Origin of the sequence: Listeria grandensis (genome assembly GCF_014322885.1) — a bacterium.
Taxonomy (GTDB): domain Bacteria; phylum Bacillota; class Bacilli; order Lactobacillales; family Listeriaceae; genus Listeria_A; species Listeria_A grandensis.
The window spans coordinates 134,987-158,027 of record NZ_JAASUG010000002.1 but is presented as its reverse complement, the minus strand read 5'-3'; the positions used below and the strand labels follow the sequence as shown (position 1 = coordinate 158,027).

Genomic DNA, 23,041 nt, shown 5'->3' with positions numbered 1-23,041 from the left:
CTAAAACAAGAGAGGATGTTTCATTTGTTTGATAAAACTGATCAGTTAGCAATTAATACGATTCGAACATTATCGATCGACGCAATTCAGAAAGCCAATTCTGGGCACCCAGGTTTACCTATGGGGGCTGCTCCTATGGCATATGCCCTTTGGTCTAAAGTATTGAAAGCAAATCCGGCGAATTCACATTGGTTTAACCGTGACCGCTTTGTACTTTCAGCGGGGCATGGTTCCATGTTGCTTTATAGCCTATTACATTTGAGTGGTTATAAATTAGGATTGGATGATTTGAAGCAATTTCGTCAGTGGGACAGCAAAACACCAGGTCATCCAGAAGTACATCATACTGATGGTGTGGATGCAACAACAGGACCACTTGGCCAAGGGATTGCGATGGCAGTCGGTATGGCGATGGCAGAAAGACATTTAGAAGCAATGTATAATAAAGATGGTTTCCCGGTTGTGGATCACTATACATATGCATTATGTGGTGATGGAGATTTAATGGAGGGTGTTGCTTCAGAGGCGGCGTCACTCGCTGGGCATCAACAACTTGGCCGTTTAGTACTTTTATATGATTCTAATGATATTTCGTTAGATGGAGATTTAGATAAGTCATTTTCTGAAAGTGTGAAACAGCGCTTTGAGTCTTATGGTTGGGAGCATTTGCTTGTTAAAGATGGTAATGATACAACAGAAATTTTGGCGGCTATTGAGAAAGCCAAACAAAATACGTCGCAACCAACGATGATTGAAGTGAAAACAGTGATTGGATTTGGAGCTCCGAATGAAGGTACAAGTAAGGTTCATGGTGCCCCACTAGGCGCAGACGGTGCTAAGGCTGCTAAGGCTGTTTATGGCTGGAATTATGCGGAGGATTTCCACGTGCCAAGCGAAGTATATGATCGCTTTAAAGAAACAATTGCTACGCGTGGTGCGCAAGAAGAGGAAGCTTGGAATACGATGTTTGCCTCTTATAAGGAGAAATATCCAGAGCTTGCAACACAGTTAGAGCTTAGTTTGCGTGGGGAGCTTCCAGAAGATTGGGATAAAGATCTTCCTGTATATGGTGAGGATAAATCGCTTGCTAGTCGTGCTTCAAGTGGCGAAGTAATTAATGCTCTGGCTGCGAAATTACCACAATTATTCGGTGGATCTGCTGATTTAGCTGGTTCGAATAATACGAATATCGCGACAGATGGCGAATTTACAAAGGCAACACCAGCTGAACGTAATATTTGGTTCGGTGTTCGTGAATTTGCGATGGGGGCAGCCTTAAACGGTATGGCACTTCATTCTGGACTTAAAGTATACGGCGGGACTTTCTTCGTATTCTCTGATTATCTTCGTGCAGCCATTCGTTTATCGGCTATTCAGAACTTGCCAGTAAATTATGTGTTGACACATGATAGTATTGCAGTTGGGGAAGATGGTCCAACACACGAACCTGTGGAACAAGTGGCATCTCTTCGTGCAATGCCTGGTCTTACTTTACTTCGTCCAGCAGATGGCAATGAAGTAGTAGCGGCTTGGAAGATTGCGATCAGTTCAAATGATCGTCCTACAGCGTTAGTATTGACGCGTCAAAACCTACCAACATTACCGAATTCTGCCAAGCTTGCAGAAGCAGGTGTTGCTAAAGGTGCTTACGTGCTATCACCAGCTAAAAAAGAAGTTGCAGATGTGCTTCTTTTGGCGACTGGTTCAGAGGTTAATTTGGCTGTACAAGCACAAGCAGAACTTGCGAAGGATGGCATTGATGCATCTGTTGTGAGTATGCCATCATTTGATTTGTTTGAACAACAATCGGACGCTTACAAAGAGAGCGTATTACCCAATGCGGTACGTAAACGCGTATCCATCGAAATGGGATCAACACTTGGCTGGGGACGTTATATTGGCCTAGATGGTAAAGCAATCGGTATCGATAGATTTGGCGCTTCGGCACCAGGCGATACGATTATTAAAAATTATGGTTTTACGGTTGAAAATGTTGTAAATACGGTGAAATCTTTATAATGAGTTGGAGAAGCGCAAGGTGATCTGTTTCGACGAGATCATTTTGCGCTTCTTTTATGATAATCTGTGGGATTAGGATTGTACAAACACTGCGTTAATGGTATAATGAGGCAGTTGTGATTTTTTAATGATAGCGAACTTTTATTGCTATAGAATATCGAAAAACTATTGTTTTGGCCTGATAAATCAAGTACAATAAGAGGGATATATTGTTTCGAGGAGGAGAAAGAGAATTATGTTGTGGTATATACTTATCGGCGTACTTTGCTTGCTTGCAGGTTTAGCGCTAGGATTCTTTATCGCAAGACGTTACATGATGACGTATTTGAAAAAGAACCCGCCAATTAATGAACAAATGTTGCAAATGATGATGGCCCAAATGGGAATGAAACCATCGCAAAAGAAAATTAATCAAATGATGAATGCAATGGGTAAACAGCAGGAAAAAGAAGCGAAAACAAAGAAGAAAAAATAAATGGTATAAGGTGTTTTATGCCTAAGTGGACGGATTTTTTAAGAAATGTTTATTAGGTATATGAAACACAAATGGGATTGTTTTTTATTTTTCGATACGTAATTGTGGTTCATTTTAAATGGTATAGGCTCTTCTAGATGACATTTTTCAGATGTTATTTAGGGGGGCTTTTATTTTGGATAGAAATTTGTTAGTGCGTTTATATTTGCAGAATATTTCGGGATTATGAGCTTTTTGGGGAGACAAATTGGCTGGTAGTGGTAAAATGGGTAATACGTAGTTGGAAGCGGATTTCTGAATTGGAGGAGAGCTCATGAATGAGAAAATAAAGCTTGAGGTGAAGTGTAACGAGGAGAGGATGATTGCTTTTCGGAGAGATTTGCATCGTTATCCGGAGTTGTCGTGGCAGGAGATTAGGACAACAAACCGTGTGGTGATGGAGCTCGAACGCTTGGGAATATCATATCGCCGAATGGAGCCGACGGGAATTGTGGCGGAACTTGTCGGTGCCAAACCTGGAAAAATGGTGGCTTTGCGGGCGGATATGGATGCTTTACCGGTAGTGGAACTTAGTGACACTTTGTCTTACAAGTCGCAAAATGATGGGAAAATGCACGCTTGTGGGCATGACGCGCATACGGCAATGTTGCTTTGTGCGGCGGAAGCACTGGTCGCGGTTCAGGACGAATTGGCGGGGACTGTGCGTTTTATTTTTCAACCGGCAGAAGAGATTACGGAAGGTGCGGAGGCAATGATTCAGCAGGGGGCAATGGAAGGTGTTGATAATGTATTTGGGATCCATATTTGGTCGCAGATGCCAACGAATACGATTTCATGTACTGCTGGACCGGTTTTTGCATCGGCGGATGTGGTAGAAATTAAGTTTACAGGGCGCGGTGGGCATGGAGCGATGCCGGATGCTTGTATTGATGCTGCCGTTGTTGCATCGGCTTTTGTGATGGGGGTACAGGCGATTGTGTCACGGGAAACAGATCCGCTTGAGCCTGCTGTTTTTACGGTTGGTCGGATGGAGGCGGGAACGCGCTATAATGTCATCGCGGAGCATGCGGTTTTAGAAGGGACGGTTCGGTCGTTTCATCCGCAGGTTCGTGAAAAAATGGAGCACGCGATTAGCCGCTTTGCGAAACAGATTGCAGCTACGTATGGTGCTACTGCTGAGGTGAATTATCGTTATGGGACACACGCGGTGATCAACGAAGAGGTAAGTGCGACATTAGCGCAACGTGTCGCTGTATCGAGCTTCGGGGATGGGGTGCTTTATTCGGATCGCCCGACAACTGCTGGTGAGGATTTTAGTTATTATTTACAGGAGGCGCCTGGTTGTTTTGCGCTTGTTGGGTCTGGAAATGTAGAAAAAGATACGGAATGGGCGCATCATCATGGTCGCTTCAATATCGATGAAGATGCGATGGTACGTGGAGCAGAACTCTATGCGCAGTATGCGTATACTTATTTGATGGAGAATCCCGAGTAAGGGGTTCTTTGTCTGTGAAATAAAAAAATATAAATTTACTTGAATCTTTTAAAGAAATCGGTTACACTAGTTTCTGTAAACAAATTCGTGAAGGAGGTAAGGGCGATGAAAAAGATAATTGGATTAGATATGTTCACCATTATTGTAAGGAAGGACCTGATTTCTGCGTCCGTAATATCGAGAAAGAGGTACAAGCTTATTTGAGGGCTCGTATGTATTCTTTTGTGCTTTAAATTCGATATATTTCCAAACAGTAATGGACAAGGTACGATGTGTCCGTTATTTTTTATGGTCAAAAATAGGAGAAAAATGGTTGCTCGGGAAGTGGGGATTAACAAATGAAGATTTATAAGGAGTTGGGGTGGTTTTTTAAAGAGCAGAAGCGGTCGTATATGATTGGGATTTCTTTGCTGTTTATGATTACGCTACTTCAACTGGTGCCGCCGAAAATTTTAGGGATGACGGTGGACGCGGTTACGAAAGACACATTGACAAAAAATCAGTTGTGGGTGTGGATGGGAATTTTGCTTGGTGCTGCTATTGTGGCGTATATTGGACGCTATTTTTGGCGGATGATGATATTTGGATCGGATAATAAGTTGCAACGGAAATTGCGGCTACGATTATTTGAACATCTGTCTAAAATGTCGCCGTTCTTTTTTCAGCGTTACAGAACCGGTGATTTAATGGCGCATGCGACGAATGATATTTCGGCGATTCAGCAAGTGGCCGGATTTGGTGTTTTGACGTTATGTGATTCGATTTTAACGGGAAGCACGGTTATTGCAACGATGGCGATTACGATTGATTGGCGGCTGACATTGATTGCGCTTTTGCCGATGCCGCTTATGGTTTGGGGGAGTTCTGTGCTGGGACGGAAGTTGCATGATCGCTTTCATAGTGCTCAGGCGGAATTTTCGAAGTTGAACGATAAGACGCAGGAAAGTTTATCTGGGATTAAGGTGACAAAAACATTTGGCCAAGAGAATGAAGATATTGCAGATTTCAAACGACAAACGGAGGAGGTCGTGGGGGTCAACGTCAAGGTAGCGAAGCTTGATGCTATGTTTGATCCAATGATTTCAATTATTGTCGGGGTTTCCTTTGTCTTATCGCTCGGGTTTGGTTCGAAGTTCGTGATGGAAGGATCGCTTACAATTGGACAGGTGATCGCTTTTACGAACTATTTATTCTTGCTGATTTGGCCGATGTTAGCGTTTGGATTTTTATTTAATGTGATTCAGCGCGGGAATGCTTCATATGATCGTTTGAACACGTTATTGAATGAGCCAGAAGATGTGCAAGATTTGTCTGGTGCAATTCATGAGCTTCCTCATGGCGACATTGCTTTTGAGGTAGATGCTTTTACGTATCCGGATGAGAAGATGCCTGTTGTAAAGGATATTGTTTTTACCTTAAAAGCTGGAGGAACGCTTGGTATTGTTGGGCGAACGGGTTCTGGGAAGACAACGCTTCTGAAATTGTTGATGCGGGAGTATGATGATTACGAGGGAACGATTAAGTTCAACGGGGAAAAAATCCAACGATACACGGTGCGTGGTTTGCGTGAGGCGATCGGTTATGTGCCGCAGGATCAGTTTTTGTTTTCGACGACGGTTCGGGAGAATATTCGGTTTGGAAATCCACAAATTTCGCAAGAGGATGTGGAGCAAATTGCGGAGATGGTCTCGGTGCATGAGGATATTACGGAGTTCACGGATGGCTATGATACGGTAGTCGGAGAACGTGGGGTCTCTCTTTCTGGTGGTCAGAAACAGCGGCTTGCGATTGCTCGGGCGCTTATCATGAATCCGGAGCTACTTATTTTAGATGACGCATTATCGGCGGTAGATGCAAAAACGGAAGAGAAAATTTTGCATAATTTAAAAGAAGAGCGGGCGGGTAAAACGACAATTATTAGTGCGCACCGGTTGAGCTCGGTGGAACACGCGGATCTGGTGATTGTGATTGATAAGGGGATGATTGCTGAGCGTGGAACGCATGCGGAGTTGATGGCGCTTGATGGTTGGTATGCCGAAATGTTCCATAATCAGCAGTTAGAAGAGTTCATCGAGTCGGGAGGTGATACGAATGGAGCCGAATAATGAAGAGATGTTAACGATGAGCGGGACAGAACATCGCGCTGTTTTAAAACGTTTGTTTAGCTACACGAAATATCATGTGCCGGCGCTAGTTTTGACGGTATTTCTTGTTCTGCTTGTGACACTTGCGGATGTCTTTCTGCCGATTTTGATCAAAATATTTTTGGATGATTATTTGACACCGCTACATTTTGCGTATGGGCCAATTCTTTTGTTGGCCTCGGGATATATTGGCTTGACGCTTGGTCGATCGGTTGTTTGGTACTTTCAACTTGTATTATTCCAAAAAATTGCACTGCGCATTGTGCAGCAAATACGGATTGATATTTTTAGTAAACTCCAAACGATGGGGATGCGCTATTTTGATAAAACGCCTGCGGGGAGCCTTGTTTCACGGGTGACAAATGATACGGAAGCGATTAAGGACATGTTTATTAATGTGCTTGGAACCGCGATTCAGAGTTTATTTATGTTGATCGGTATTTATGCAGCGATGTTCGTGATGGATGCGCAACTTGCAACGTATAGCTTGCTTATTTTCCCGCTTACGTTGCTGATTATTATCGTCTATCGGAAGTATAGCTCGAAATTCTACCGGGCGCGCCGTGAAAAATTGAGCCAATTAAACGCCAAAATTGCGGAATCGATTTCTGGTATGTCGATCGTACAGCAGTTTAACCAAGAGAAGCGATTAATCGGCGAGTTTGAGGAAATCAATAAGGATTACTATGATGTTGGCATGAAAAACATTAAGTTTAACGCCCTTTTGCTCGGTCCGGCGATTGATTTGATCTATTCGTTAGCGATTGTATTGATTCTTAGTTTCTTCGGGGTTCAATCTTTTTCAGGTGCTGTTGCGATTGGTACAATCTACGCGTTTGTTAGCTACTTTGATCGATTTTTAGAAGCGATTTACAATATCATGGAACGCTTGGCGATGTATCAAGAGGCAATTACGGCGGCTTCGCGTGTTTTCCGAATTATGGATGGTACGGATTTAGCGCCGGAACAAGAGGTGGAGGAGAACCTTGCAATCGATAAAGCGAAAATTGAATTTAAAAATGTGACGTTTTCATATGATGGCAAAAAGGATGTGCTAAAAGATATTTCTTTTACGGCAGAGTCTGGGCAAACCGTTGCGCTTGTCGGTCATACTGGTAGTGGGAAGAGTTCGATTATCAATCTGATGATGCGTTTTTATGAGTTTGAACAGGGTGAAATTCTGATTGATGGGAAATCGATTAAGCGGTATCCGATGGAGGAACTGCGCGCCAAAACAGGGCTTGTTTTGCAGGATAGTTTCATGTTTTATGGCACGATCAAAGATAATATTAGACTGCATAATAAGCTGATTACGGATAAGGAAATTTTGGAAGCGGCGGAGTTTGTGCAGGCGGATCGATTTATTAATACGCTCGCGGATAAGTATGACCATAAGGTGATTGAACGTGGGGCTTCGTTTTCAAGTGGGCAGCGTCAGTTGATATCGTTTGCCCGGACGGTAGTCACAAATCCGCAAATCCTTGTTTTAGATGAGGCGACGGCGAATATTGATACGGAAACGGAGACCTTGATTCAAACAGGTCTGCGTAACATGCGCCAGGGTAGAACAACGATTGCGATTGCGCATCGGCTTTCGACCATTAAAGATGCCGACCTGATTTTAGTGCTGAGTAAAGGAAGCATTATTGAGCGAGGAACGCATGAGGAATTGCTGGAACATGGCGGTGTGTACCACTCGATGTATCAATTACAGAACAGTGGTATGGATTTAGAAGATATTGGTTAAACGGACAAAAAGGTTGTTTTTCTGCTAAAAAAGTTTATAATGAGGCAAGTAAAATAGTGCTGATTAGGAGGAAAAAACGTGTCATTTATTTTATCAATTATCATCACACTTGTCTTTGGTGTCGGGGTTATCTTGATTCGAATGAAAGCATCAAAGGAGCCGGCAACTGTGAAAAAGATCATTATTCCGCCAATTATGATGAGCACAGGGGCGCTTATGTTCGTGATTCCATATTTTCGTGTATCGCCAGCTGGCATTTTAGAGGCAGTTTTGATGGGGTTCGTTTTTTCGCTTATTTTAATTTGGACGACGCGCTTTGAAATTAAGCATAAGTATGTCTTTATTAAACGAACGAAATCTTTTCCTGTCATCCTGCTAAGTTTGCTGTTAATTCGACTTGGCATCAAGTATTGGATCAGCGGTTCTGTCGATGTCGGCGAGCTGTCTGGCATGTTCTGGATTTTAGCGTTTGCCATGATTGTCCCGTGGCGTATTGCAATGTATTTCCAATATAAAAATGTCGCCGGAAAGCTTGAGCAAACCGAAGAAATATAACCCAGAAAAATGGGGAGCATGTATCTCCTGAAAACGGTTGAATTATTCTTGTAACATCGCTATAATGAGTAAGGTTGCGTGAAAAAGGCAACATGTATAAAAAGAGGAGGTTTTTCATTTGAAAAAATGGTTAGTAGCTTTGTTTTCACTCGCGCTTATTTTTAGCTTAGCGGCTTGTGGAGATAGTGCAAAAGATGAGAAAGCAACAGAGAAAAAGGACGTCAGTGCAGATGCAATGAGCTTCTACATGGATTTAGTAGCAAAAATTAATGACAACGACGCGGATTATGATGCTTATCAAGCAGCGATTGGTAGTGACACACCGCCAACAGGAGCGGAGTTAACAAAGCTTGCAACGGCAGCAAGTACTTCTGCGGATAAGGTGTCGACTGTTTTAGCAGATGTAAAAGTACCTAATCTAGGCGTATCAACAGGTGCCTTTAAAGCAGCGGTAAAAGAATTAAGTGATGCTTATGCAGATGAAGCGGCAGGTTTAAAAGCTTCTCCAATTGATACAAAATCAGCAGATGAGGCGATGCAAAAAGCTTCGGATGCACTTGGTAAAGTATTGAAAGATGTCGGTTTAGCACCGTCGAATATTATGAACGACACAGCCGCTTAATACGAAGTGATCAAGAACGTTGTACTCGGAAATTGGGTGCAGCGTTTTTCTATCTATCAAAAAACCTTGATATTCCTCTTCATAACTAGAGGGAGATCAAGGCTTTTGTTTATTTTAGTTTGGTTGCGTCTATTTCGGATTGTAATCGCTCAAATGTGCTTAATACTTCCGTTGATTTTACTTCTAGTAATTCTTTTTGATCAAGGTCTTTGTCGTTGAAATGAATCGGATCGCCGAAGCGGATGGTGATTTTTTTACGTTTGAGAAGTTCACCGAATGATTTCGGACCGTCGTATACGGCTGGTAAAATCGGGACTTTTCCTTTTAGTGCTACGGTAACGGCGCCTCTTTTTAAGTGCAGTCCCGTTGATTTTCTGGTCCCACTTGGAAAAATACCGACGACTTTACCATCTTTTAAAAGGCGGATTGGTAATTTGATCGCGCTTGGACCGGGATTTTCACGGTTGACTGGAAAGGCATTTAGATGGCGCATTAACCAGTTGAGGAATTTTGTTTTGAATAGTTCTTGTTTAGCCATGTAGTTGATTTGAAGTGGTTTGATTGCAAAGCCTAAGTAGAGGATCTCCATCCACGATGTGTGCGTTGAAACAACAACGAACGGTGCTTCTGGAATTTTTTCTTTATTTTGTACTTCGAAACGTCCGCCAAGGATAGTCAGGATGACGTGGACGAAATTTCGCGCAAAAGTGTAGAACAAGTTGGTTCACTCCCATAATTCTTTTTTAGTCTTGGTTTTAGTATACTGAAAAGTTTGGAAAACGTCTAGTGCTTATGTGGTGTTCTTATTTCTCTTTAAAATATAGTATACTGAAGGTAACGGTTTTTTTTACATAAAAATTTGAAATGGGGCGTTGGGATGAAATTTTTACATACGGCAGATTGGCATTTGGGTAAAATTGTGAACGGGGTTTCTATGCTTGCGGAGCAGCGCTATATTTTAGAGCAGGTGGCACAGATTGCGGAGGAAGAGCAAGTCGACGGTATTGTGATTGCTGGGGATTTGTATGATCGGTCGGTGCCGCCAGCGGATGCGGTGACGCTTTTGAATGACGTGTTGATGAGGCTGAATGTGACACTTGGAAAACCGATTTTTGCTATTAGTGGAAATCATGATAGTGCGCAACGGGTGAATTTTGGCTCGGCTTGGTATGAAAAGAGTGGCTTACATATTCAAGGGGAGCTTGGTGGAGTGTGGACGCCTATCGAGTGGGAAGGAGCGCAAGTTTGGCTTGTCCCGTATCATGAGCCGGCATTGGTACGTGCCGTTTTTGAGCATAAGTCGGTGCATTCGTTTGAGGATGCAATGCAAGCGATAACCGCCAAAATTCGAACGGTTTGGGATCCAGATAAGCCGCAAATTTTGGTTGGGCATGCGTTTGTGGCGGGTGGCATTCCGAGTGATTCGGAGCGACAGTTAGCGATTGGAAATGTGGATCGGGTGTCGACGAATTGTTTTGACGGTTTTGATTATGTGGCACTGGGGCATTTACATCATCCACATGCGATTCATCATCCGAGTATTTTTTATGGGGGTTCGCCACTTAAATATTCATTTTCGGAGAGTAAAGACAAGAAGAGTGTGCGCATAGTAACGCTGGAAGGTAAGGTGTTGCAGGAGGTTCGGGAACGCTTTTTAGAGCCGTTGCATGATTTGCGGATTATCGAAGGATATTTGGAAGATTTGATAACGACCGTTGAGCCTGGAAATGAGGACTTTTTGCAAATTAATTTGTTAGATGAGGGTGCGCTGATTGATCCAATGGGGCAGTTGCGGGCGTTTTATCCGAATGTGCTGCATTTAGAGCGAGTACAGGAGAAATTGGCAGAAGGATCGTTTGAGCGATTTGAAGATGTGATTAAAAAAGATGATTTAGAGCTGTTTGCGCAGTTTTTTGAGCATGTTAGTGGGAAAGAAATGTCGGAGCAACAAGTAGAAATTATGCGCGAGACGATGGATAGTGTGAAGGGTGGCGTGGAAATATGAGACCTTTACGACTTTCGATGCAGGCTTTTGGGGCGTATGCAAGTAAGGAGACAATTGATTTTACGGAGCTCGGTGCGGAGCGGATTTTTGTGATTTCTGGGAAGACGGGTTCTGGGAAGTCGACGATTTTTGATGCGATTAGTTTTGCGATTTTTGGACGGGCAAATACGAATGATCGGGAAGGGTTTTCGCTACGTAGTCATTTTGCGAAAGCGGAGGATTTGACGGAAGTAACACTCGAATTTTTACTGCGGGATGTGAGGTATTTGGTTCGCCGTTTGCCGCAACAGGACGTTCCAAAACAACGCGGGGAAGGCTTCACAACAGTCACTGCGAAGGCGGAGCTTTATGAGTTGGACGGGGAGCAGGAAAAATTGCTTGCGACTTCAGTTCGTGATGTTGGTGCGAAGATGGAGGAGATTATTCAGCTGAATGTGGATCAGTTTCGGCAAATTTTGATGATCCCTCAAGGCGAGTTTCGCGAATTACTCGTTGCGGAAAGTAAGGAGAAGGAAGCGATTTTGCAGCGATTGGCACATACGCATTTTTATCAGTTGATTGAAAATCAGTTGTGGGATCGGCAAAAAGAACTGGAACAGCGCGTGCGGTTATTACGTGAAAAAGTAGCGGGGATTACGCTGGGCGCTTTTGATGAGGAGGCGCTTGTTGGGAAGACAACGGGGGATTTGGAAATGATGTTTTCCGAGCGGATTAAAGCAGAGCGAGAAACCGGTGCAGCGATGCAGATACAAGTCGATCTGGCGAAGCAAAAAGCAGAAATCGCGGCTAAAAATGTGACGTTAGCAGAGGGAAGGCTAGCAGAATGGGCCGAATTAGCTCAGTTACGCGCAGAAAAAGAGACGTTGACGGAGCAATTTTCGCAGTGTAATCAAGAGAAGCACGTAGTGGATTTGGCGCGTAAGGCGGGAGCGATTATTGATCAGGATGCGTTATGTTTGCGATTGAAGCAACAACTAGATGAGGCGAAACAAGAACAGCAGCGTGCGTTGGAAGCGTTGCAGGAAAGCGAAGAAAGGCTTACGCAGGCGGTTTTGGAAATGGGGCAAATCAAAGAAGTGGAACCATCGTATGTTGCTTGGATCAAGGAAAGAGAACAGCTCCAAGCAATGGAAGTGAAGGTGACACGAGCACTAGGGCTGCAACAGGATATGGCACGTGACCGTGAGCAAAAACAAGCTTTGGAGGAGAAATTGGGTCTTTTACAAGCGCAAGAAAAGGATTGCCTGGCTAGATCAGAATATTTGGTGGAACAAGTGCGTTTAGTGCATGAGACACGCGTGAGACATGCGGAAGTAAAGCAGGAACATGGCGAATGGAAGCAAAGAGAAGCGGTGTTGTTGTCAGAGATAGACAATTGGGAACAAAAAGCGGTATTACAAGCGGAATTGGTTCAGTTGGAGATTGATTCTGAGGTGGTAGAAAAAGCATCTCGGGAAGCTGAAATACGATCAGCTGAATTAGATGCAAAGTGGCAGAAGGAGCAGGCGGCGATGTTGGCGGCGACCTTGGTTGATGGGGAGGCATGCCCGGTATGTGGGGCGCTGGACCATCCGAAAATCGCGACGCAATCAGCGATCGTGACGAAGCAAGAGGTAGACGCGGCGCGCGCGATGAAAATCGCAAAGGCAGATGTGCTAAAAACAATCGCGATGCAGGTAGAACAGAAACGTTGGCAAATCGAACAGATTCCCATTTCGACGGAAGAATCATTGACAGGACTAAAGGCGAAGCAACTCGAATGTTCCAGGGTTTTGACTGAAAAAGAGCAAGAACGTCTGAAAATGGAAGCTTTTTTTGAGGAAACTAGAGATATCGAAGACCAGATGGCGCGTAATAAGCAACAGCAGACAGAGTTGGCCGTGTTAAAAGGGAAGCAACAAGAGGCGTTAGAAGTGGTACGTAAAGCAGTCGACACGGCGGCAACAACGTATACCTTACTATTAGAAGATGTACCAGAGGCGTTTCAGGATACGGCACAATTCTATAAACAGCAAGAGACACTAACGGCGCAAATTGCTGCTTTTGAGGCAAGAAAAAAGAGTGTGGAGGCAGAACACAATAGCGCTAAGGAGCAACAATACAAGGCAGTTTCGACAAAAGAAGTGACAGAAAAAGCAACGGAAAAATCCGAAATGGCTTTAGCCACACAGCGAACGATTTTTAAAGAGATTATGGTGGCAAATGGTTTTGCGGACTATCCAACGTATCGCCAAGCCATTTTAACAGCAGAAATTCTGGAGGAGAAGGAACGATGGATTAGGGATTTTGAGCAACAATACCATTTTGTATCGGAGCGTTTGAAAGCGATGGAGGCGCGACTTGCAGAGTCGAAAAAACCGGATATTCTAGTTTTACAGCAATTAGATCGTGAGGCGAAGCAGGAATATCATGAAAAAGCGGAACAGTGGATGGCGCAAAAAGAGACGATTCGCAAGATTACGGCATTATCGGAGCAGTTTTTAGCGTACCTTGGTGAGACGAGTGAGGCGGAGAAGGCGTATGCGGATGTTGGATATCTTGCAGATATGGCGCGTGGGAAAAATGAGCGACGTCTGACATTTGAACGCTTTGTGTTAGCGACTTTCTTGGATACGATTTTGCTTCGGGCGAATGGAAGATTGAAAAAAATGACGAATGGTAGGTTTCAACTGATCCGCAAAAAGGAAAAGTCAAAGGGAAACGTGCAAAGTGGGTTGGAGCTTGAGGTTTATGATGAATATACTGGCTTGGAACGGCATGTGAAGACGTTATCTGGCGGGGAAAGCTTCAAAACATCACTCGCTTTGGCTTTGGCACTTGCGGAAGTGGTGCAGGAAATGTCAGGTGGAATCTCGCTTGAGACGATGTTTATCGATGAGGGATTCGGTACACTTGATCCGGAATCCTTGGAAATGGCAGTGGAATGTTTGCTAGAGACGCAGGAGTCGGGTCGGCTTGTAGGAATTATCTCGCATGTTCCGGAGCTAAAAGAACGGATTTCGACACGCCTAGAAGTAACGGCTACAAATCATGGCAGCACGACGAAATTTTTCACGCAGGAGCAATAAGCATTTAGGATGGAGGTGCGGACTTTGTGTGAATTTGGCTTCCTAGTTTGTAACATCATCGTTTTTTCGATATAATGAAGTATTGGATAAAAAAAGGGAACATTATTCCTGATGAAATGAATGGAGGAATTGTGATGATACGACAAGCGAAGGCGGAAGATGCGGAACATGTCGCACCACTTATTTATATAATTTTAGAGGATATGGAATTGCCGTTTTTGAATGGTGTTAGTAAGGAAATGATGTTAGAAATGATTGAGGCGAGCTTTTTACGACCGGATTACCGGTTTAGTAAGGAGAATGTGATGGTGAAGGAAATAGATGGGAATGTTGCGGGGATTCTTGTAAGTTACCATGGGGATCATGCGGAACATCTGGACGACGATTGGGAAGGCATTCAAGATATGTTTGGAATCGTTAATAAAATACCGCTCTTTACGGAGCAGGAGACGTGGATGGGTGAATATTATTTGGACTCACTCGTTGTCGATTCTGCTTATCGGGGACAAGGTATTGGACAAGAATTATTGCATGCTTTTAAAGAATTGGCGGTTGCTAAAAATTGCGAAATTATTGCGCTCAACGTGGAAAAGGCAAATGAAGGAGCGTTGAATCTCTATAAAAAATTAGGTTTCGAGTCGGAGTACGATTTGGTTTTATCTGGTCATGATTATTATCATATGACCCAAAATGTCAGGAGTTGAGCGAATTTGTTAACAGATCCAAAAAACACAATGATTCCTGTTTCAATTAAGAAAAAAGGGCGCGAGTTACTAGAAGATGGTGCCATTACTGTTTTTGAGGAGGCGACTTCTTATGCCAACATGTTTCGCTCTGTGGTGGTGGATGATCGGGTTTCTTATGAAGTAAAGCATGTGGCGAATGGGAATTATCAATGCGACTGTATTTATTATCAAGAAAACAGCATTTGCTCGCATATTTACGCGATTGAGCTCGAACATGAGGCGCGCCAAACGAAAATCGAAAAAGCGAACTTCAAGCAACGAATTTTGGCGCAAGAAGCAACGACGCTTCTCTCCTTGTTTCAGGAAAATATGGATCGGCAGTTTGATACGTTTGATACGACGGCTAAGACGCCGCTTCGGGTCGAATATATTTTGCGAATGCAGGAAAATCGCGATAAAAACATGTTGACGCTTGATTTGAAAGTGGGGCAAGATCGGACGTATGTGGTAAAAAACATTGGCGATTTTTTGCAGGCGATCAAGCAACATACGAGCTATTTTTTCACGAAGAATTTCAGTTTCGATCCGTTTGAGCATTATTTCGGCGAGCGTGATCTGGTGATTTTTGCTGAGTTGGCAAAGATTAACGAGATTGCCAAAATGTATGATACGGACAGTTTTTATTGGAATAAATCGTATGCAGAAGAGAAAGTGTTAATTATTCCGCCAAGTTTAGCAGAGTCGATTTTAGCTGATTTGATGGGGCAAAATACGATTTGTATTCATGAGGATATTAAATATAGCGGCTTGGCCTTTAAAAAGGGTACCTTGCCATTTTCTTTTGTGTTCCGCAAAAATGAGGATGGTGACATGTATCAGCTCGTGATGGAGGAATTGCAGCAGGCGAGTTATTTGGAGAGTTATCAGTTGTTGTTTTTGAACGGGGTATTTTATCGGCCAAGTGATGCGGTTTGGGATCAATTGACGCCGCTTATCCACTTTCATAGTGTGACGGAAAATGAGGTTGTCCAGTTCGAGGAGTCGCAACTCAGTGAAGTGATGTCCTATGTGTTGCCATCGCTACAAAAAAGTGGACACGTCCAAATTGATCCATCGATTGAAGACCGGGTTATTCAGCAACCGCTTGTGTCAAAGATGTGGATCTCGCAAAAAGACAGCGAACATGTATTAAAACTGGAGTATCATTATGGAACGCAGGTTTTTGATCCTTTTGCACTCACAGAAAGTGTGGATCCAGATGGGCGAATTATGATTCGTGATATGGAAACAGAGGCTAAAATTATGCGTAAAATCGAGGCTGCACCAGTTCATTTTTCGGAGACGCAAATGGTTGTGAATTCGGATGAAGCGAGTCTTTACGAGTTTTATTATCGGGTCGTGCCAAGCTTGTCAGCGGATGTCGCGATTTATTTGGAAGATGGCTTAGAAGAGATGGTGGAGGAGCACGTGAAGCCAACGACAACAATCGATGTGTCGCAGGACAATGATTATTTATCGGTTGCTTTTGATTTCCAAGGAATTGAAGAGGATGAGATTCAAGAAGTACTGCAGTCGTTGCGGGAAAAACGGAAGTACCATCGTTTGAATAATGGCCGTTTCTTGTCGCTTGAAGACGAGAGTTATCAGCAAATGGAAGCGATTTTTGATATTTTAGACGTCCGTAAAAAAGAAGTGGACAAGCAAATGGCAGTGCCGCTTTATCGTGGCATGCAGATTTATGAGGCGATGGGAAGTGCGCAAAATGAGCACAACAAGTTTAGCCGGACATTCCGTGATTTGCTACAGGAAATTGTGAACCAAGAAGACGTTTCATATCCGTTACCAGAGAACTTGAACGCGGAACTTCGTGAGTATCAGGTGACTGGTTTTGAATGGATGAAATCGCTTGGGAAGTATCATTTAGGTGGCGTGTTGGCCGATGATATGGGACTCGGTAAAACCTTGCAGGCGATCACGTATATTACGTCATGTTTGGAAGGAAATGTCGATATGAAGCCGGTCTTAATTGTGACGCCGGCATCGCTTTTATATAACTGGGCAAGCGAGTTTGAGAAGTTCGCACCAGATATTCCAGTGACGGTGATTCATGGCACATCGCAAATGCGCTTGGAGCTTATTCAACAAATCGAACCGAATAGCGTGTACTTGATTTCGTATCCGTCGCTCCGTCAAGATGAGCAAGAGTTTTTGACGACTCGTTTCCAAACGATTATTTTGGACGAGGCACAGGCGATTAAAAATTACCACACGAAAGCATCGCAAGCAGTTCGATCGCTGAAAACAACGAATATTTTCGCGCTCAGTGGTACGCCTCTTGAAAATAGTATCGATGAGTTGTGGACGATGTTCCAGACGATTATGCCGGGCTTTTTCCCATCGTTACGCAAATTCAAAGAACTGCCACATGATCGAGTGGCGCAAATGATTCGACCGTTCTTAATGCGCCGTCTCAAACGCGACGTTGTAAAAGAGTTGCCGGATAAAATCGAAACGAATCTTTATTCTGAGTTAACCGAGCCACAAAAAACGATTTATTTGGCTTATCTAGAAAAAATTCAGCAAGAGCTTGCGTCAAATGATAGTAATGATCAGGAAGATCGTATCAAACTGTTGGCTGGTTTAACAAGATTGCGTCAAATTTGTTGTGATCCTGCCCTTTTTGTTGAGAATTATGAGGGTGGTTCTGGTAAACTAGTACAGTTGTTTGATACAATACAGACAGCACGAGAAAGTGGCAAGCGGATCTTGATTTTCTCGCAGTTTACGTCTATGTTGCAGATTATGAGAGCGCAAGCGGAAGAAGCAGGCTATCGCTATTTTTATATGGATGGTAGCACGCCTTCGAAAAGTCGAATGGACCTTGTAAACGCGTTTAATGCTGGAGATGCTGATCTATTCTTTATTTCCCTAAAAGCTGGTGGAACTGGTTTGAATTTGACTGGTGCAGATACTGTTATTTTATATGATTTATGGTGGAATCCGGCGGTGGAAGAGCAAGCGGCGAGTCGTGCGCACAGAATTGGTCAGAAGAACGTGGTGCAGGTTATTCGGATGATAACAAAAGGCACGATTGAAGAGAAAATCTATAATTTACAGAAGAAAAAACAGGCGTTGATGGATGCATTAATCCAGCCTGGCGAGCAAATGTTGCATCGTTTAACAACAGATGAGATAAAAGAAATATTGACATTGAATTAGAGAAGGGACGCGACTGTTATGGAAAATTGGGAAGTGTTTGTGGTCGGAAATGATGATGAAGCGGTAGCAAAAATTACAGAATTAGAAGTTCGTGGTTATAAAAAAGAGAACATTTCGATTCTCGCTAAATCGGATCAAGAGGACGAAATAGATGAAATCATTGAATCAACGAATGTGGAGCGAGAAAGGCCGGTAAATGAAAAGGCTTTTGGTGTTATTTCTGGGATTTTACAATCGCTCAGTGGCGCTATCATGATCCCGCAAGTATACAATCCAAAGTATGGTGCGCTTTACGCGGCAGGTCCTTTTGCCAAATGGTTTTCAAATACGAGTGATAAATCGGTGAAACGCTTGCTTGCTGATTTTGATTTAGATGATGCGCAAATTGATGCGTTTGTTCGCGCGCTACACAGCGGTGAAATCTTAATTTTGGCAAGATAATGGTAGCGAAGAAAAAGCCCACAAAGGCGCAACTACGCAAAAATAAACAAAGACGCAGCCTGTTTTTGGCGATTTTATCCTTGTTCGTATTAGGTTTGGCGCTCGTCGTTTTGATGCAGTTTCGGGCGGGCGAAAAACCTAAACCATACACGCAGGATATTCCGGAGCAGTTTGTCCAGGTTTATCAGGCGGCGGCAAAAGAATATGGGATTGACTGGTTTTTACTAGCCGCGGTACATCGCGTGGAGACCAAATTCTCGACGGTCGAGCCAATGATTTCAGGTGTTGGTGCGATTGGTCCGATGCAATTTATGCCTTGTACGTTTGTTGGTTGGGGCGCAGAAGGTTGCCAAGCGACGGGTGGCGTTGGCTACTTTTCTGATGATGACATGGTAGATCCGGCCGTGATTAAGGCGTACGGTGGTTACGGAGTGGATGCAAACCGTGATGGAAAGGCTGATCCGTGGAATTTAGAAGACGCAGTGTACTCTACGGCCAATTTTTTAGCAGACAACGGAGCCAAAGAAGGTAAAGAGAAACAGGCGATTTTTAAATATAATCATAGTGATATTTACGTGAAGGATATTTTATTCTATCGCGATCAGTTCAAGAAGGCCTGGAGCAAGGATCTAGCAGGGAAATAAGAAAGAGTCGGGCAGTTTTGTTCGACTTTTTTTGGTGTGGCACTGGCAATAATTTTTACTTATCAAAAAGCATCGAATTATCTTAGTTTACTTATCACGCTTTTTTTCGTACAATAGAGGAGTAGAAGAGGGCAGCAAGAGCGAATGGTAAACACAAGTGGGAGGAAAAAATAATGACAAAATGGAATGAGAAAGCAAAGCAGTCGTTTCAAATTGGCGACGACACGTATCATTATTATCAATTAAAAACACTCGAGGCGGATGGTCAAACATCCATTAAAAAACTGCCTTACTCGATCCGCGTATTATTAGAATCAGTATTGCGTCAAGCGGACGGACGCATCATCACAGATAAGCATATTGAGGATTTGGCACACTGGAATGCGAACAGTAAGAACGACGGGGAAGTTCCATTCAAACCAGCACGTGTTATTCTGCAAGATTTCACTGGAGTCCCTGCGGTTGTAGACTTGGCATCACTGCGTAAAGCGATGGCAGATCTGGGCGGTAACCCGGAAGATATCAACCCAGAGATTCCGGTAGATCTCGTTGTCGATCACTCGGTACAAGTGGATAGTTATGCGAATCCAGAAGCGCTTGAAATCAACATGAAATTAGAGTTTGAGCGCAACATGGAGCGGTATCAATTTTTAAATTGGGCGCAGAAATCGTTTGATAACTATCGTGCGGTGCCACCTGCAACAGGTATTGTGCATCAGGTAAACTTGGAGTACTTGGCGAGTGTTGTGATTGCAAATCAAGTAGCGGAGAATGAGTATACGGCGTTCCCAGATAGTTTGGTCGGTACGGACTCACATACGACGATGATCAACGGAATTGGCGTACTGGGCTGGGGTGTTGGTGGAATTGAGGCGGAGGCTGGAATGCTTGGCCAACCATCTTATTTTCCAATCCCAGAAGTCATCGGCGTCAAGCTGATTAACGCGTTACCAAATGGCGCAACAGCAACCGATTTAGCTTTAAAAGTAACACAAGTATTGCGCGAAAAGAAAGTAGTCGGCAAATTCGTCGAGTTCTTTGGTCATGGCGTGGCGTCATTGCCGCTTGCTGACCGTGCAACGATTGCGAATATGGCGCCAGAATACGGTGCAACGTGTGGCTTTTTCCCTGTGGATGAGGAGTCGCTCACCTATTTACGTTTGACCGGTCGTGAAGAGAAGCAAGTTGCGCTTGTGAAGGAATATTTACAACAAAATGAGCTGTTTTTCACACCTGAAAATGAAGAGCCGAACTATACGTCGGTGGTGGAACTTGATTTAAGTACGATCGAACCGAATCTCGCAGGTCCAAAACGTCCGCAAGACTTGATTCCATTGTCTAAAATGAAGGAAAGCTTCCAAGCATCCATTAGTGCGCCAAATGGCAACCAAGGTTTCGGGTTATCGAAAAAAGATCTGCACAAGGAAGCAAAAATAACATTCGGTAACGGCGACCAATCAACGATGAAAACAGGTTCCGTGGCAATTGCGGCTATCACAAGTTGTACGAATACATCAAATCCATATGTGATGCTAAGCGCCGGACTTGTAGCGAAAAAGGCTGTGGAACTAGGCCTAGAAGTACCAAAATTCGTGAAGACATCGCTTGCGCCAGGTTCGAAGGTGGTTACGGGTTATTTAGAAGATGCTGGTCTATTGCCGTTTCTTGAGAAGTTGGGCTTTGACCTTGTTGGTTACGGCTGTACAACGTGTATCGGTAACTCTGGCCCATTGAAAGACGAAATTGAACAGGTGATTGTGGATAATGATCTTCTTGTTTCTGCTGTACTCAGTGGAAACCGTAATTTTGAAGGACGGATTCATGCTTTGGTGAAAGCCAACTTCCTAGCTTCACCACCACTTGTCGTAGCGTACGCGCTTGCTGGGACAACAAATATCGATATGTTAACAGAACCAATTGGGAAAGGCCTACACGGTGAGGATGTCTTCTTAAGTGATATTTGGCCGGCACAAGAAGAAGTGAAGGCACTCGTGGAAGCAACCGTAACGCCTGAACTATTCCGCGAAGAATACAAACATGTCTTCAGTCAAAATGAAGAGTGGAACGCGATTGCGACTTCGGAACAAGCACTTTACGACTGGGATGGTGACTCAACGTATATTGCAAATCCGCCGTTTTTCGAGAATTTATCGCCAGAGGCTGGCACAGTAGAACCGCTAAATGGTCTTCGTGTGATCGGGAAATTTGGCGATTCGGTTACGACCGACCATATTTCTCCAGCAGGGGCAATCGGAAAAGATACGCCAGCTGGGAAGTATCTGCAAGCGAATGGTGTAGCGATTCGTGATTTCAACTCGTACGGCTCGCGTCGTGGGCATCATGATGTGATGATGCGTGGCACATTTGCCAATATCCGAATTCGTAATCAAGTAGCGCCAGGAACGGAGGGCGGTTATACGACTTACTGGCCAACCGAAGAAATCATGCCGATTTATGATGCGTCTATGAAATATCAAGAAGCCGGCACAGGGCTTGTTGTTTTAACTGGAGATGATTACGGTATGGGATCTTCTCGTGACTGGGCTGCGAAAGGTACAAATCTACTTGGTATTAAAACCGTTATCGCCAAAAGTTATGAACGGATTCATCGCTCAAACCTTGCGATGATGGGCGTATTACCATTACAATTCAAAGCTGGTGAAAGCGCTGATTCATTAGGGCTTACTGGTCGCGAAACGATTAGTGTAGCCATTGATGAAACGGTTTCCCCACAAGATTTCGTGACGGTAACAGCAATTGCCGAAGATGGTACAAAGAAAACATTTGAAGCACTTGTTCGCTTTGATTCTGACGTGGAGATTGATTACTATCGTCACGGCGGTATTTTACCAATGGTTCTACGCGGAAAATTAAAGAAATAAAGAAAATGAAAAAACATCGAACAAGAACGTGCGTTCGATGTTTTTTTATGGTATCATATGTTATAGCGATAATTTAAGGAGGGTTTTCAGATGGGGAAACAAGTAGAGATCGGTCAGACTGGGCTTCTGGTAACGCCAATTGGCTTTGGAGCAAATACGATTGGCGCACATAATCTATTTCAAAATATTGATGAAGAGGTGAGCCGTGAGACGGTTCGTGTAGCTTTAGCAGAAGGCGTCGATTTTTTTGATAGTGCATTTATGTATGGATTGGGGCGTTCAGAAGCGCTTATTGGTGAGGTTTTGGCAGAGACTGGGCGCCGACAAGAGGTCGTTTTGGCAACGAAAGCTGCACACATTGTGACAGATGCCGGTGTGACATTAGATAATTCTCCGGATTTTTTGAAGAAGTCTGTAGATAGCGCATTGGATCGTTTGCAAACGGATTACATTGATTTATTCTACATTCATTTTCCGGATGGCGTAACCCCTCCTGATGAAGCAGTTGGAGCCTTGCAGGAACTTAAAGAGGCCGGTAAAATTCGAGCGATTGGTGTATCTAATTTTAGTATGGCGGCACTGAAAGAAGCGAACAAAGATGGATATGTGGATGTGGTGCAAGATAAGTATTCTTTAATTTATCCGGAACTCGAGGCAGATATGATTCCTTATTGTACTGAGAACGGTATCTCTTTCATACCATATACACCGCTTGCAAGTGGCCTATTAACAGGGAAATTCACAGCACAGAATCCGCCGCAAGATTTCCGGAAAGATCGCCCGCATTTCCAAGGACAAGCGTATCTAGATACCATCGCAAAAGTGGATAGTCTTCAAGGTTTAGCAGATCAATACGGTGTCTCTATTGCGAATATCGTCTTGGCGGCAACACTTGGCATTCCTGGTGTAGATGTCGTGATTCCAGGAGCGAAGAGCCCCGAACAAGTGCGTGCGAATATGAAGACATTGGATGCTACATTAACACAAGCGGAGATAGCCGATGTTCGAGCTTTATTTAAAGCCTGAAGAAAGAAGGGGA

16 protein-coding genes are annotated in these 23,041 nt (G+C 43.7%); 15 read left to right on the top strand and 1 reads right to left on the bottom strand.

Annotation, left to right across the window (positions count from 1 at the left end; all coding sequences use genetic code 11):
- Positions 1 to 24: 24 nt before the first annotated feature.
- The 7 genes from tkt to HCJ54_RS03330 all read left to right on the top strand — a co-directional run bounded on the left by tkt (position 25) and on the right by HCJ54_RS03330 (position 9,057).
- Positions 25 to 2,019, top strand: a complete 1,995-nt coding sequence (gene tkt / locus HCJ54_RS03360; protein ID WP_187136638.1) for a transketolase — start codon at positions 25 to 27, stop codon at positions 2,017 to 2,019.
- Between the two features lie 238 nt (positions 2,020 to 2,257).
- A complete protein-coding gene (locus HCJ54_RS03355; RefSeq protein ID WP_114982960.1) occupies positions 2,258 to 2,494 on the top strand; it encodes a YneF family protein in 237 nt (78 codons plus the stop codon).
- 313 nt (positions 2,495 to 2,807) lie between these two features.
- On the top strand, positions 2,808 to 3,989 hold the full coding sequence (locus HCJ54_RS03350) for an amidohydrolase (RefSeq protein ID WP_187136637.1): 1,182 nt from the start codon (positions 2,808 to 2,810) through the stop codon (positions 3,987 to 3,989).
- A 338-nt stretch (positions 3,990 to 4,327) separates the two neighbouring features.
- Entirely contained in the window at positions 4,328 to 6,094 is a 1,767-nt protein-coding gene (locus HCJ54_RS03345) for an ABC transporter ATP-binding protein (RefSeq protein WP_187136636.1), read from the top strand.
- A complete protein-coding gene (locus tag HCJ54_RS03340) occupies positions 6,081 to 7,880 on the top strand; it encodes an ABC transporter ATP-binding protein (protein ID WP_187136635.1) in 1,800 nt (599 codons plus the stop codon). Before HCJ54_RS03345 ends, HCJ54_RS03340 begins: the two co-directional genes overlap by 14 nt.
- A 78-nt stretch (positions 7,881 to 7,958) precedes the next feature.
- Positions 7,959 to 8,435 (top strand): CcdC family protein, encoded by a 477-nt coding sequence (locus HCJ54_RS03335; RefSeq protein ID WP_185408758.1) that lies wholly within the window; start codon positions 7,959 to 7,961, stop codon positions 8,433 to 8,435.
- A gap of 118 nt (positions 8,436 to 8,553) precedes the next feature.
- Positions 8,554 to 9,057, top strand: a complete 504-nt coding sequence (locus HCJ54_RS03330; protein WP_187136634.1) for a hypothetical protein — start codon at positions 8,554 to 8,556, stop codon at positions 9,055 to 9,057.
- Positions 9,058 to 9,166: 109 nt separating this feature from the next.
- On the opposite strand, the gene HCJ54_RS03325 is transcribed toward HCJ54_RS03330, so the two are convergent.
- Positions 9,167 to 9,775, bottom strand: coding sequence for a lysophospholipid acyltransferase family protein (locus HCJ54_RS03325; RefSeq protein ID WP_185408756.1), 609 nt, complete (start codon positions 9,773 to 9,775; stop codon positions 9,167 to 9,169).
- A 159-nt stretch (positions 9,776 to 9,934) separates the two neighbouring features.
- Between HCJ54_RS03325 and HCJ54_RS03320 the strand changes: the two genes are divergently transcribed.
- The 8 genes from HCJ54_RS03320 (at position 9,935) to HCJ54_RS03285 (ending at position 23,028) form a co-directional block, all read left to right on the top strand.
- Positions 9,935 to 11,062: an exonuclease SbcCD subunit D gene (locus HCJ54_RS03320; protein ID WP_187136633.1), complete on the top strand. Its 1,128-nt coding sequence runs from the start codon at positions 9,935 to 9,937 to the stop codon at positions 11,060 to 11,062.
- On the top strand, positions 11,059 to 14,130 hold the full coding sequence (locus HCJ54_RS03315) for an AAA family ATPase (RefSeq protein WP_187136632.1): 3,072 nt from the start codon (positions 11,059 to 11,061) through the stop codon (positions 14,128 to 14,130). The genes HCJ54_RS03320 and HCJ54_RS03315 overlap by 4 nt, the downstream gene beginning before the upstream one ends.
- A gap of 134 nt (positions 14,131 to 14,264) precedes the next feature.
- Positions 14,265 to 14,834, top strand: coding sequence for a GNAT family N-acetyltransferase (locus HCJ54_RS03310; RefSeq protein ID WP_036064876.1), 570 nt, complete (start codon positions 14,265 to 14,267; stop codon positions 14,832 to 14,834).
- Between the two features lie 30 nt (positions 14,835 to 14,864).
- Positions 14,865 to 18,035 (top strand): DEAD/DEAH box helicase, encoded by a 3,171-nt coding sequence (locus tag HCJ54_RS03305; protein WP_187136839.1) that lies wholly within the window; start codon positions 14,865 to 14,867, stop codon positions 18,033 to 18,035.
- A gap of 18 nt (positions 18,036 to 18,053) precedes the next feature.
- Positions 18,054 to 18,476: a general stress protein gene (locus HCJ54_RS03300; protein ID WP_187136631.1), complete on the top strand. Its 423-nt coding sequence runs from the start codon at positions 18,054 to 18,056 to the stop codon at positions 18,474 to 18,476.
- A 65-nt stretch (positions 18,477 to 18,541) separates the two neighbouring features.
- Complete coding sequence (locus HCJ54_RS03295; RefSeq protein WP_244966890.1) at positions 18,542 to 19,120, top strand: lytic transglycosylase domain-containing protein; 579 nt, start codon at positions 18,542 to 18,544, stop codon at positions 19,118 to 19,120.
- Between the two features lie 173 nt (positions 19,121 to 19,293).
- On the top strand, positions 19,294 to 22,002 hold the full coding sequence (gene acnA, locus HCJ54_RS03290) for an aconitate hydratase AcnA (protein ID WP_187136630.1): 2,709 nt from the start codon (positions 19,294 to 19,296) through the stop codon (positions 22,000 to 22,002).
- A gap of 90 nt (positions 22,003 to 22,092) precedes the next feature.
- Positions 22,093 to 23,028 carry an aldo/keto reductase gene (locus tag HCJ54_RS03285; RefSeq protein WP_187136629.1) on the top strand — a complete coding sequence of 312 codons (936 nt, stop codon included), beginning with the start codon at positions 22,093 to 22,095 and terminating at the stop codon, positions 23,026 to 23,028.
- The last annotated feature ends 13 nt before the right edge of the window (positions 23,029 to 23,041 follow it).